Consider the following 12,188-nt stretch of genomic DNA (forward strand, 5'->3'; position numbering starts at 1 on the left):
AAAAAATGAGTTTACAGCCGCACGGAGGATTACTAATTCAATCATATAACCCCGAGGAAAAATATCAGGAAATTTCTGCAGAAATTGAAATCGATGCCATGGCATTAAGTGATTTGGAATTAATCGGAATTGGAGCATATAGCCCGCTCGAAGGATTTCTTTCACAAAAAGATTATGAGCAGGTCGTAAATGATATGAGACTTGCTTCAGGGACTGTCTGGAGTATACCGATTACACTGCCTGTTTCAAAGGGAACGGCTGATAAATTACTAGTCGGCGAAAAAGCGAGACTGATTTACAAAGGCGAGGTATATGGCCTGATACAGGTTGAAGATGTTTATGAGCCTGACAAAGCACATGAAGCCATTAATGTATATGGAACGGCAGACATCGCTCACCCTGGCGTGAAAAAAATGCACGAACGGGAAGACGTCTATGTAGGCGGTAAAATTACTCTTTTAAAGAGACCTGAAAAGCCATTTAAGCAATACACGTTTGATCCAATTGAAACGCGTGAAATTTTCAAAAGCAAAGGCTGGAAAACTGTCGTTGGATTCCAGACAAGAAACCCCGTGCATAGAGCACATGAATATATTCAGAAATCAGCCCTTGAAACAGTGGATGGATTATTCTTAAATCCGCTTGTAGGTGAAACCAAATCTGATGACATTTCAGCATCCATCAGAATGGAGAGCTATGAGGTACTTCTAAGAAACTATTATCCGGAAGAACGGGTTGAGCTCGGCGTCTTTCCTGCAGCAATGAGATATGCAGGCCCAAGAGAAGCGATCTTTCATGCCATTGTCCGGAAGAATTACGGTTGCACCCATTTTATTGTTGGCAGAGATCATGCAGGTGTTGGTGATTACTACGGAACCTATGATGCTCAGAAAATCTTTGATCAATTTGAGGAGCAGGAGCTTGGAATCAAGCCGCTGAAATTCGATCACAGCTTCTACTGCAGCAAATGCGAAGGAATGGCGACAACGAAAACATGTCCTCATGACAGCTCGGCACATGTTATTCTATCAGGAACAAAGGTAAGGCAAATGCTCCGGAACGGCGAGGTTCCTCCTAGCACTTTCAGCCGCCCGGAAGTTATTGAAGTTCTAATAAACGGACTTAAAAAAGAAAACGTATCATAAGAAGGGAGAAACATCTATGAGCAGCAATATTGTATGGCACCAATCCTCTATTTCAAAACAAGAAAGACGAGATAAAAATAAGCACCAGAGCTTTATTCTCTGGTTTACAGGTTTATCAGCATCCGGTAAATCTTCTGTTGCGAACGCTTTTGCTAGGACTTTATTTGACCGCGGCGCTCAGGCGTTTGTCCTGGATGGTGATAATGTGAGGCACGGCCTCAATCAGGATCTTGGCTTTAATGAGACCGACCGCAAGGAAAATATCAGACGAATTGGAGAGGTTTCGAAACTGTTTGTTGAAAGCGGGCAAATCGTCTTAACAGCTTTTATATCCCCTTACCGTGCTGATCGTGACCTTGTCAGAAAATTGGTTGAAAAGGATGAATTCCTCGAAGTCTATATTAAATGTTCGATTGAAGAATGCGAAAAACGCGATCCCAAAGGGCTTTATAAAAAAGCGAGAAACGAAGAAATCAAACATTTTACAGGCATCAGCGCACCATACGAAGAGCCTGCGAATCCGGAAATTGTCCTGGATACAGAAAAATATTCAATAGAAGAATGTGTTAAACAATTGACGAAAACTTTAATAGAAAAGGGTTTAATCTAAAAGCTTACGTTTATGAGCTGCAGATCAAAGAAAAAAATTCTCAAAAAGTTTGAATTTATTGATATATTATTCTATAAGAACAGCAATACATCATTTCAGTTAATTGTCCTCAAATGAACATGCGGTCAATTACAAGTTAGTTAGGAGAGTCAGAACATGGGAAAGGTCTATTTAGTTGGAGCAGGCCCAGGTGATCCTGAACTGATCACGTTAAAAGCCATCAAATGCATCCAGCAGGCAGATGTTATTTTGTATGATCGCCTGGTTAATAAAGAATTGCTTTCCTATGCCAAAAAGGAAGCAGATCTCATATATTGCGGCAAGCTTCCCGACTATCATTTAATGAAGCAGGAAACGATTCATCACTTCTTAATCCGTTATGCGAAAAGCGGCAAGATCGTAACCCGTTTAAAAGGGGGAGACCCGTTTGTATTCGGACGCGGTGCTGAGGAAGCAGAAGCACTTGCAAAGCAGAAGATTCCGTTTGAAATCGTACCTGGCATCACCTCGGGCATAGCAGCTGCCGCATATGCAGGAATTCCTGTCACGCACAGGGATGTAAGTGCAAGCGTTGCTTTTGTCACAGGACATCTCAAAAATGATGCAAAAGAAGACGAGAAGTGGGCAAGCCTCTCAAAAGGCATAGATACATTAGCGATTTATATGGGCGTCAGCAACCTTCCGTATATTCAGGAACAGCTTCTGAAAAATGGGAAAAGCAAAGACACACCCGTTGCTCTGGTCCATTGGGGAACGACTGAAGTTCAAAAAACAGTTACAGGCACACTTGAAGATATCCTTGAAGTTGTCCGTGAACAGAATATAAAAAATCCAAGCATGATCATTATCGGAGAAGTTGTACGCTACCGCGAGAAAATTAAGTGGTTTGAAGAGAACTTACAGACTTCAGCTCCTATCAGCGAGGCGTTATAAAAATGAAACAAGCCGTTTTATATGTGTGCCATGGCAGCCGTGTGAAAGAAGCGTGTGATGAGGCCATTGCTTTTATCGAGAAAACTCAAATGCATATTCATGCCGATATTCAGGAAATCTGCTTTCTTGAGCTGGCGGAACCTTCTATTGAAGAAGGGTTCGCCTCTTGCATCAAGCAAGGCGCCACACACGTTGCTGTTGTTCCTCTGTTATTGCTTACTGCTGTACATGCGAAAGAGGACATTCCTCTGGAAGTGAAAAAGGCTGCAGAAAACTATCCGGAAGCTGCCATTACATATGGTATGCCTATAGGTGTGCACCAAAAGATGGCTAAAAGCATCGTGAACAGAGTGCATGAACAAGGCAGGCCAGATTCTGACTCAATCATTGTCCTGATTGGACGGGGCAGCTCAGACCACGACGTAGTAAGAGATTTGACTGCCATAAGCAGGCTGGTCAAGAGTAAATCCGGTGTCAGCAATGTGGAAATCTGCTTTCTGACTGCTGCTGAACCGAGTCTTGATGAGATGCTTTTAAATCTGTCGCTTCTCAAAGAGAAAACGATTTTTCTAGTGCCCTATTTATTGTTTACAGGGCTGCTTATGAGGGAAATTCAGACTAAAGTAAATAAGCTTGGCCATGAAAAAATCAAGCTTTGCCGGTATTTAGGCTACGACTCTGAAGTTGAAGAAGTTTTTACCGAAAGAGTGCAGTCTGCAATTGATAATCATGATTCTATTTATACTTTTAGATATGGAGACAAATGCGATGCTGCCATTAATGATTGACGTCAAAAATCGGCTGGTCGTCATCATTGGAGGCGGAAAAATCGCTTACAGAAGACTGTCTGTATTTTTAAAGCAGGGTGCAAAAATAAAGGTGATCAGTCCGCATGTGATTGATGAAATCAGCTTTCTCCATGCTCAATCACAACTTGAATGGAAACAAAAAGAAGCAGATAAAGAAGATTTCAAGGATGCGTTTTTAATTGTTGCAGCAACTGACAGCAAGGAAGTAAATGCCTGGGTAGCAAGGGAGGCGGGCGAACATCAGCTTGTCAATCTTGCTGGTGAGTCAGAGCTTGGAAATGTTCAAGTTCCTTCGTTTCATCAGCGTGGAAGATTAACGCTTGCTGTGTCCACGGATGGGGCAAGCCCATCACTTGCAAAAGATCTATCCGAGCAATTATTTAATCAATTTGATGACGTGTTCTTTGACCGCTTGGAAGATCTTTTTAATGAACGGAAAAAAATTAAAGCCTCAGATCTTCATCAGGATGAAAAGCAAAGGCTTCTGAAGCAGCTTGTCAGAAAAGCGCAAGGGCCTTGGTCAGCTCCGACAGACAGATAACAATCCGCTGAAAAAGTCCGGTTCTGACTTTTTTGGCGGATTCGTTCTGGCCGAGGAGTTAGTCTCTTGCGCTGGACATGAATGCGCAAATTTTTATTCTTACTATTAACTTCAAAAAAAGCATGGACTCATAAAGAGTCTATGCTTTTCTTAATTTTATCACCAAATCCGGATCAGGCGTCACATAGACGGTTTGCTGATTGTCATAAATCACAAAACCTGGTTTGGATCCGTTTGGTTTTTTGACATGCCGGATTTTTGTGAAGTCAACCGGGACAGAGCTTGAGCCTTTTGCTTTGCTGAAATAGGCTGCAAGATTGGCCGCCTCTAGTATCGTTTCCTCACTTGGTTCCTGGCTGCGGATGACAACATGAGAGCCAGGTATGTCTTTTGTATGCAGCCAAATATCATCCCGTGCAGCTGTTTTGTTTGTTAAATAATCGTTTTGCTTGTTGTTTTTTCCGACAAGTATATCAGTGCCATCGCTTGCAGTATATTTTTCAAGAACAATTTTTGCAGGTTTGTTCTTTTTATTTCCCTTCACTTGTTTCTTCTTTAAATAGCCGCCTTCCATCAGTTCTTCTCTAATCTCTTCGATGTCCTTTGGAGAAGCGGATTCAATTTGCTGAAACACGTTTTCAAAATAGTGGATTTCATTTTCAGCCAGGCTGATTTGTTCTTCAACAAATGCAACTGATTTTTTCGCCTTGTTGTACTTTTGAAAATAAGCCTGTGCATTTTCAGATGGTGTCTTTTGCGGGTTCAAGGTAATACTGACCATTTCCCCGTTATAATAGTTTATGACCTCTGACATTTTATCCCCGCGTTTTATTGCATACATATTTGCTGTAATCAGCTCGCCGCGCAGCTTGTATTTCTCTGCTTTTTCAGCATCCTTTAACGTGGCTTGCAGTTTCTTTATTTTTGTTTTATTTTTCTTCAGTTCATTTTGAACAAAACGTTCAAGGTCATTTCCCTGCTGCTTTACCCGGTCACGGGCTGCTTTTCCATAATAATAGCGGTCGAGCATCTCTGAAATCGTTGGGAACACCTTGCTGGTCCCATTTAAGTGAGTAAGCGGCAGGATATAAAAGTATTCTTTTTCATCGGTTTCAATCATAGTTGCCGAAATTTCACTATTCTTGATGTCTGAAACGAGATTCAGAAATGATTCAGGCAAGCTGGTCCGGCTGGCAAGTCCTGCTCTAAAGAGAATCTCTTTTGCAAACAGGGGAGATATTCCGGCGAACTGCTGCATAAGCTGCTGATCTATTTTCCCTGAATTAAAATCAACTTTGCGCAGAATGGTTTCTTCTGTTGCTTCAAAAGGGTTCAGCTTATTCTGTTCAGGAGGCAGAACATATTCCTGACCAGGCATAATGGTCCTGTGCCGATTTACAGCAGGTGATATGTGCTTAATGCTGTCGAGGATCATATTGCGGTCACGGTCTATTAGAATAATGTTGCTGTGTCTTCCCATTATTTCAATGATCAGGCGTTTATTAGTGACGTCGCCAATTTCATTTCTGCTCTTTACATCAAAGTAAAGAATCCGTTCTAATTCAATTTGGCCGATTCTTTCAATGACCCCGCCTTCGAGATGCTTTCTAAGCAGCATGCAGAACATTGGAGGTTCACTCGGATTTTCATAGCCTTCAGTTGTTAAATGAATTCTTGCATAGCTTGGATGAGCTGAGAACAGGAGACGGTGATTTCCCCCATTTGCCCGGATGACAAATATCAGTTCATTTTTATATGGCTGATGGATCTTTGAGATTCTTCCATTTGCCAGTTCATTTTTCAATTCTTCAGTTATTGCATATGTAAACATGCCATCAAATGACATCGCAAGCACCCTTTTCTATAGGTAAGTTGGATCAAATCTCCACATTCAAATTATTATAGCATTTTTTTGGACAGGGCTGAATAAATTGACATTATAAGAGATTGTCCTACTATTCCACGTATTGAGAGGTGTAAAAAAAATTCATGAAATGGCATGAAATTGGACCGGAAGAAGTACTTCAGTCAATTAATACAAGCAGAGAAAACGGATTATCTGAAAAAGATGTTCAAAAAAGAGTGAAGCATCACGGTTTCAATGAACTTAAGGAAGCTGAAAAACCTTCAGCATTTTTATTATTTCTGGAGCAGTTTAAAGATTTTATGGTGCTTGTTTTGTTAGCGGCAACACTGATCTCGGGTCTGCTTGGCGAATATATTGATGCCATTGCAATCATTGCCATCGTTTTAATTAATGGAATACTTGGTTTTTTTCAGGAACGGCGTGCAGAAAAATCACTTGAAGCATTAAAAGAGATGTCAGCGCCTCAAGTACAGGCTCTCAGAGAAGGCGAATGGACAAGAATTCAATCGAAGGATCTAGTACCTGGAGATATTGTGAAATTTACGAGCGGGGACAGAATTGGCGCAGATCTTCGCTTAATCGAAGCAAAAAGCCTTGAGATAGAAGAATCGGCTTTAACAGGAGAGTCGCTTCCTGTTTCTAAATTTACGAATGCTTTGTCAGATGGTCATGCGGGTATTGGGGATTTAACCAATATGGCCTTCATGGGAACTTTAGTAACACGCGGCAATGGCGTTGGCGTTGTTGTTGCAACGGGCATGAATACAGCGATGGGTCAGATTGCCGACTTGCTTCAATCTGCTGAGACCTTGGAAACACCGCTTCAGAGAAGACTTGAGCAGCTCGGGAAAATCTTAATTGTTGTGGCCCTAGCGTTAACTTTTTTAGTAGTCGCTGTCGGAGTGATTCAAGGTCATGAGCTATATGATATGTTTCTTGCAGGTGTGTCTCTTGCAGTGGCTGCAATTCCGGAAGGACTTCCTGCCATCGTAACCGTTGCTTTGTCTCTCGGTGTTCAGAGGATGATCAAACAAAGGTCGATTGTCAGAAAGCTGCCCGCTGTTGAAACGCTTGGCTGTGCATCCGTTATATGTTCAGATAAGACCGGGACGATGACACAAAATAAGATGACCGTTACTCATATTTGGTCAGGCGGACGCACCTGGCAGTTGACCGGAACAGGATATCAGCCTAAAGGCGAATTCTTCGTGAATGAACAAAAGGTTTTGGTCAAGGACAATAAATCCCTTCAGCAAATTCTCACATTTGGCATGCTTTGCAATACAGCAAACATTTATGAAAAAGATGATGACTACATTCTGGACGGTGACCCAACAGAAGGAGCACTTGTTGTTGCGGCAATGAAAGCAGGACTCTCTAAAGAAGCGCTGTCAAAGCAATTTAAAATTATAGAAGAATTTCCGTTTGACTCAATCCGGAAGATGATGAGCGTCATTATCGAGGATAAAAACGGAAAGCGCTTTGTTGTCACAAAAGGTGCTCCGGATATTTTGCTTCAGAAATTAGATTATGTGCTGTGGGACGAAAAACAGCACTATATGTCTGCAAAATATGAAACAAAAATAAATGAAGCAATCGACAATCTGGCATCTCAAGCATTAAGGACCATTGCTGTTGCCTTTAAGCCTGTCTCTGCCCAGGCCATTTATCATCAGCATGAAGCTGAAAAGAATCTGGTTTTCTTAGGGCTGCAGGGAATGATCGATCCTCCTCGTCCTGAAGTGAAACAAGCAGTGAAGGAATGCAGACAGGCTGGAATAAAAACGGTGATGATCACTGGTGACCATGTCAATACTGCCAAAGCCATAGCTAAACAGCTGGATCTCTTGCCGGCGAATGGAAAAGTAATAGATGGAGCAGCTCTGTCAGCTATGCCAAATGAAGAGCTTGTGCAGATTGTAGATGATATTTATGTGTTCGCAAGGGTATCGCCGGAACATAAGCTGAAAATAGTAAAAGCGCTTCAAAGCAGAGGGCACATTGTTGCCATGACAGGTGACGGAGTAAACGATGCACCTGCCATAAAAGCTGCTGACATTGGCATTTCAATGGGGATAACAGGAACAGATGTAGCAAAGGAAGCATCTGCACTTATTTTAGTGGATGATAACTTTGCAACGATCAAGCTTGCTATTAAAGAAGGCCGAAATATCTATGAAAACATAAGAAAGTTTATCAGATATCTGCTCGCTTCAAATGTTGGAGAAATTCTGGTTATGCTTTTTGCCATGCTGCTCGCGCTTCCCCTGCCCCTTGTTCCGATCCAGATCCTTTGGGTCAATCTTGTGACAGATGGTCTGCCTGCGATGGCTCTCGGTTTAGATCAGCCAGAAGGAGATTTAATGCAGAGGAAGCCGAGGCATCATAAAGAAGGGGTATTTGCACGGGGCCTTGGATGGAAAGTCATTTCGAGAGGTTTCTTGATCGGAATCGTGACCCTTGCAGCCTTTATGATTGTCTATCACAGAGATCCTGACAATTTAATTTATGCCCAGACGATTGCGTTTGCAACATTGGTCATGGCTCAATTGATTCATGTGTTTGACTGCAGAAGCGAACGTTCAGTATTCTTAAGAAATCCGTTTGAGAACCTCTACCTGGTCGGAGCGGTTATTTCATCCGTGCTGCTGATGCTGGCAGTGATCTACTACGCCCCGATGCAGCCGATATTCCATACAGTGCCAATCATGGCTCGCGACTGGCTCTTGGTGCTTGGATTATCAGCCATACCAACTTTTTTGCTGGCAGGGTCACTTTTAACAAGAAAAAAAAGTTAAAATATGCTATAATTCGAAAGGTAATAGCTGAGTCTATTACCTTTTCTTTTGTTAGAAGCTCTTTTTGGGACAGAAACAAGGAGCATTTCTTATGATATGATCAAAGAATTGGATGTGAAATAAATGGTTTGCAGCATGACAGGATATGGGCGTTCATCAATTGGGAATGATAAACTGACCATTACAGCCGAAATGAAATCGGTTAATCACCGTTTTTTTGAAATTAACGTAAGAATGCCTAGACAATTGATGTCCATTGAGGATAAAATCAAAAAAGTGATCTCTTCTATCATTTATAGAGGACGCGTTGAATTATACATAACAATTGAAGGCGAATCATTGGCAGACCGGTTTATCGAAGTTGATTGGAACCTGCTTGATCAATATGTTCAGGCAGCTGCGGAGATAGGAAACCGGTATGATTTACATAATGGATTGCAGCTGACTGATCTCCTTAAGCTGGAAAATGTTATTACAGTCGGAGAACAGGAAAATAGTAAAGAAGAAATACAATCTATGATCTTTGCGGCTGTGCAGGATGCGGCATTAAAGCTGAAAGAAATGAGAAAGGCAGAAGGTGCACATCTGAAAAGCGATTTGCTGAAGCAGCTGTCGATTTTGGAGTCATATGTTTCTGATATTGAAAAATATGCCCCTCAGGTCGTGATCCGCTACAAACATAGGCTGGAAAAAAAGATGGCTGAACTTTCTGAAGGCACAATGGATGAAAGCAGAATCATAACAGAGGCTGCCCTTTTTGCTGACAGAGCGGACATTGCAGAAGAGATTACGAGAATCAGAAGCCATCTCTCACAATTCCGTGAAACGATGCAAAAAGAAGAATCAATTGGAAGAAAGCTGGATTTCCTTGTTCAGGAGCTGAACAGAGAAGCGAACACGATTGGCTCTAAAGCAAATGACAAGGATATATCCAAATGTTCAGTAGAACTGAAAAGCGTCATAGAAAGATTAAAAGAGCAAGTCCAAAATATTGAATAATTAGCAGTTAAATCGTTTATAATGGGCCATTTAGGGCAAAAATAGTTTTGTCGTTTACTAGGGGGAGCGAATAGATGAGTATTAAGTTAATTAATATCGGCTTTGGCAATATCGTCTCAGCCAATCGCATTATTTCCATTGTAAGTCCTGAATCAGCTCCGATTAAAAGGATCATTCAAGACGCCCGTGACCGCGCCATGCTTATTGATGCAACATACGGGCGCAGAACGAGAGCGGTCGTGATTATGGACAGTGACCATATTATACTATCTGCGGTTCAGCCCGAAACGGTTGCCCACAGGCTTTCAAATAAAGACGAGTTAACAGATGAAGGGTAGGGAAAGTTCTGGATATGAAAGAAAGAGGATTACTCATCGTGCTTTCGGGTCCTTCTGGTGTTGGTAAAGGTACTGTGCGAAAAGCTATCTTTTCACAAAATGATACAGATTTTCAATATTCCATCAGCATGACGACGCGCAAACCGCGCGAAGGCGAAGTTGACGGAGTTGATTATTTCTTTAAATCAAAAGAAGAATTCGAACAATTAATTAAAGAAGACCGTTTACTGGAATGGGCAGAATTCGTGGGCAATTACTATGGTACGCCGATTGACTATGTGGAGAAAACGTTAAGCGAAGGAAGAGATGTTTTCCTTGAAATTGAAGTTCAGGGAGCATTGCAGGTTCGAAAGGCATTTCCGGAAGGGTTATTCATCTTCCTTATGCCGCCAAGCTTAAGCGAGCTAAAAAACCGCATCGTCACCCGCGGAACAGAAACACAGGATATCATCAATAATCGCATGAAAGTTGCCAAAGAAGAAATTGAAATGATGGATGCTTACGATTACGTCGTTGAAAATGATCATGTGGATCTTGCATGCGGACGTATTCGTGCGATTGTCACAGCTGAACATTGCAGACGTGACCGCATTGCACTTCGTTATAAGAAAATGCTGGAGGTTGAATAAATAATATGTTATATCCATCTATTGATAAACTCATGAACAAGCTTGATTCTAAATATACACTCGTAACAGTGGCGGCAAGACGCGCACGTGAAATGCAGGAAAATCACGATCAGCAAATCGTGAAGCCTGTCTCTTATAAATATGTCGGCAAAGCACTTGAAGAAATTAATTCAGGCTTGCTGGATTATGAAAAACAAGACTAATTAAATGGCACTCTAAAATAACAACCTGAAACAACATGGGTTGTTATTTTTTCATTCTTGATAATTCACGGCTATAATAAGTACTATGACTTTGGTGGGGGGAATGTGAAATGAAGGGAAAGAAAATTCTCCTTTGCGTAAGCGGAGGAATTGCCGTATATAAAGCTGCAGCTTTAACAAGCAAAATCATTCAGGCTGGAGCTGAAATCAAAGTGATTATGACACGTTCAGCGCGTGAATTTGTTAACCCGCTGACTTTTCAGGCTCTGTCAAGAAATGACGTTTATTTTGATACATTTGACGAGAAAAATCCTGCCGTTATCTCACACATTGATCTTGCAGATTGGGCAGATTTGGTTATGGTCGCTCCGGCCACTGCAAATACAATCGGTAAATTAGCAAATGGGATAGCAGACGATATGCTGACAACAACATTGCTTGCGACAACTGCACCGGTCTGGATTGCTCCTGCTATGAATGTTCATATGTATGACAACCCGGCCGTTCAGAAAAACATTCTGGCGTTATCCCAATATGGATATCAGTACATTGAGCCTAGCGAAGGCTATTTAGCCTGCGGATATGTCGGAAAAGGAAGACTTGAAGAACCTGAGAAAATTGTCTCTTTAATAGAAGGTTTTTTTTCTGATAAGCAAAATCAGGTTTTAAAAGGCAAGAAAGTTATGATTACTGCGGGTCCAACCCGCGAAAAAGTAGATCCTGTCCGTTATTTTACAAATCATTCTTCAGGGAAAATGGGCTATGCCATTGCAGAGGCGGCAAATCAAATGGGTGCTGAAGTTACTTTGATCTCAGGCCCTGTTGCGATTGCTCCGCCTTCAGGAGTAACGGTCATTCGGGTTGAATCGGCAGATGAAATGCATCAAGAAGTATTGAACCGCTTCAGTGAAATGGATATTGTCATTAAGTCTGCGGCAGTTGCAGATTACCGGCCGCGCGTCGTCTCTGATCAGAAAATGAAAAAACAGGACGGATCTTTAACTATTGAAATGGAACGGACAAAAGATATTTTAAAAGATCTTGGAGAGCGAAAAGAAAACCAGATTTTAGTTGGATTCGCAGCCGAAACCGAAAATGTGGAGGAATATGCCTTAAGAAAACTCCAGAAAAAAAATCTGGATATGATTGTGGCAAACAATGTGACGCTTGCTGGAGCTGGTTTTGGAACGGATACAAACATTGTGACCATGTATAAAAAAAGCGGAGAAAAAAAGGAGCTTCCCGTGCTTTCTAAGCAAGAAGTAGCTAAGCAAATTTTAGAAGAAATCAGCCGTTTTAACAAAGGAGTATAAATC

12 protein-coding genes are annotated in these 12,188 nt (G+C 41.6%); 11 read left to right on the forward strand and 1 reads right to left on the reverse strand.

From position 1 onward, the window contains the following. Nucleotides 1-5 precede the first annotated feature (5 nt). The 5 genes from sat to QLQ22_RS10725 all read left to right on the forward strand — a co-directional run bounded on the left by sat (nt 6) and on the right by QLQ22_RS10725 (nt 4,038). Nucleotides 6-1,145, forward strand: coding sequence for a sulfate adenylyltransferase (sat, locus tag QLQ22_RS10705; RefSeq protein WP_223442174.1), 1,140 nt, complete (start codon nt 6-8; stop codon nt 1,143-1,145). 16 nt (nt 1,146-1,161) lie between these two features. Further along, entirely contained in the window at nt 1,162-1,755 is a 594-nt protein-coding gene (cysC, locus tag QLQ22_RS10710) for an adenylyl-sulfate kinase (protein WP_223442177.1), read from the forward strand. A gap of 156 nt (nt 1,756-1,911) precedes the next feature. Beyond that, on the forward strand, nt 1,912-2,688 hold the full coding sequence (cobA, locus tag QLQ22_RS10715; protein ID WP_223442179.1) for a uroporphyrinogen-III C-methyltransferase: 777 nt from the start codon (nt 1,912-1,914) through the stop codon (nt 2,686-2,688). A gap of 2 nt (nt 2,689-2,690) precedes the next feature. Then, a complete protein-coding gene (locus QLQ22_RS10720) occupies nt 2,691-3,476 on the forward strand; it encodes a sirohydrochlorin chelatase (RefSeq protein WP_223442181.1) in 786 nt (261 codons plus the stop codon). Further along, nucleotides 3,457-4,038, forward strand: a complete 582-nt coding sequence (locus QLQ22_RS10725; RefSeq protein ID WP_252208607.1) for an NAD(P)-dependent oxidoreductase — start codon at nt 3,457-3,459, stop codon at nt 4,036-4,038. The genes QLQ22_RS10720 and QLQ22_RS10725 overlap by 20 nt, the downstream gene beginning before the upstream one ends. A gap of 139 nt (nt 4,039-4,177) precedes the next feature. On the opposite strand, the gene QLQ22_RS10730 is transcribed toward QLQ22_RS10725, so the two are convergent. After that, nucleotides 4,178-5,884 carry an Rqc2 family fibronectin-binding protein gene (locus tag QLQ22_RS10730; RefSeq protein WP_252208608.1) on the reverse strand — a complete coding sequence of 569 codons (1,707 nt, stop codon included), beginning with the start codon at nt 5,882-5,884 and terminating at the stop codon, nt 4,178-4,180. A 143-nt stretch (nt 5,885-6,027) separates the two neighbouring features. Between QLQ22_RS10730 and QLQ22_RS10735 the strand changes: the two genes are divergently transcribed. The 6 genes from QLQ22_RS10735 (at nt 6,028) to coaBC (ending at nt 12,185) form a co-directional block, all read left to right on the forward strand. Beyond that, nucleotides 6,028-8,703: a calcium-translocating P-type ATPase, SERCA-type gene (locus QLQ22_RS10735; protein ID WP_284016597.1), complete on the forward strand. Its 2,676-nt coding sequence runs from the start codon at nt 6,028-6,030 to the stop codon at nt 8,701-8,703. Nucleotides 8,704-8,826: 123 nt separating this feature from the next. Continuing rightward, on the forward strand, nt 8,827-9,702 hold the full coding sequence (locus tag QLQ22_RS10740; RefSeq protein ID WP_284016598.1) for a YicC/YloC family endoribonuclease: 876 nt from the start codon (nt 8,827-8,829) through the stop codon (nt 9,700-9,702). Nucleotides 9,703-9,776: 74 nt separating this feature from the next. Further along, nucleotides 9,777-10,040 (forward strand): extracellular matrix/biofilm regulator RemA, encoded by a 264-nt coding sequence (gene remA / locus QLQ22_RS10745; RefSeq protein ID WP_029281439.1) that lies wholly within the window; start codon nt 9,777-9,779, stop codon nt 10,038-10,040. 14 nt (nt 10,041-10,054) lie between these two features. Further along, the gene (gmk, locus tag QLQ22_RS10750) at nt 10,055-10,669 is read left to right on the forward strand and encodes a guanylate kinase (protein ID WP_070879123.1); all 615 of its coding nucleotides are present in this window, start codon (nt 10,055-10,057) and stop codon (nt 10,667-10,669) included. A 5-nt stretch (nt 10,670-10,674) separates the two neighbouring features. Beyond that, nucleotides 10,675-10,872, forward strand: coding sequence for a DNA-directed RNA polymerase subunit omega (gene rpoZ / locus QLQ22_RS10755; protein WP_101565193.1), 198 nt, complete (start codon nt 10,675-10,677; stop codon nt 10,870-10,872). Nucleotides 10,873-10,982: 110 nt separating this feature from the next. Continuing rightward, nucleotides 10,983-12,185, forward strand: a complete 1,203-nt coding sequence (coaBC, locus tag QLQ22_RS10760) for a bifunctional phosphopantothenoylcysteine decarboxylase/phosphopantothenate--cysteine ligase CoaBC (protein WP_284016599.1) — start codon at nt 10,983-10,985, stop codon at nt 12,183-12,185. Nucleotides 12,186-12,188 lie beyond the last annotated feature (3 nt).

The organism is Metabacillus hrfriensis (genome assembly GCF_030127205.1).
Classification (GTDB): domain Bacteria; phylum Bacillota; class Bacilli; order Bacillales; family Bacillaceae; genus Bacillus_P; species Bacillus_P dongyingensis.

Excerpts from the sequence above, each read along its gene's own strand:
- gmk (WP_070879123.1), top strand. The coding sequence starts at position 10,055 with ATGAAAGAAAGAGGATTACTCATCGTGCTTTCGGGTCCTTCTGGTGTT.
- QLQ22_RS10730 (WP_252208608.1), bottom strand. The coding sequence starts at position 5,884 with ATGTCATTTGATGGCATGTTTACATATGCAATAACTGAAGAATTGAAA.
- rpoZ (WP_101565193.1), top strand. The coding sequence starts at position 10,675 with ATGTTATATCCATCTATTGATAAACTCATGAACAAGCTTGATTCTAAA.
- QLQ22_RS10735 (WP_284016597.1), top strand. The coding sequence starts at position 6,028 with ATGAAATGGCATGAAATTGGACCGGAAGAAGTACTTCAGTCAATTAAT.
- QLQ22_RS10725 (WP_252208607.1), top strand. The coding sequence starts at position 3,457 with ATGCTGCCATTAATGATTGACGTCAAAAATCGGCTGGTCGTCATCATT.
- remA (WP_029281439.1), top strand. The coding sequence starts at position 9,777 with ATGAGTATTAAGTTAATTAATATCGGCTTTGGCAATATCGTCTCAGCC.
- cobA (WP_223442179.1), top strand. The coding sequence starts at position 1,912 with ATGGGAAAGGTCTATTTAGTTGGAGCAGGCCCAGGTGATCCTGAACTG.
- QLQ22_RS10740 (WP_284016598.1), top strand. The coding sequence starts at position 8,827 with ATGGTTTGCAGCATGACAGGATATGGGCGTTCATCAATTGGGAATGAT.
- sat (WP_223442174.1), top strand. The coding sequence starts at position 6 with ATGAGTTTACAGCCGCACGGAGGATTACTAATTCAATCATATAACCCC.
- cysC (WP_223442177.1), top strand. The coding sequence starts at position 1,162 with ATGAGCAGCAATATTGTATGGCACCAATCCTCTATTTCAAAACAAGAA.
- coaBC (WP_284016599.1), top strand. The coding sequence starts at position 10,983 with ATGAAGGGAAAGAAAATTCTCCTTTGCGTAAGCGGAGGAATTGCCGTA.
- QLQ22_RS10720 (WP_223442181.1), top strand. The coding sequence starts at position 2,691 with ATGAAACAAGCCGTTTTATATGTGTGCCATGGCAGCCGTGTGAAAGAA.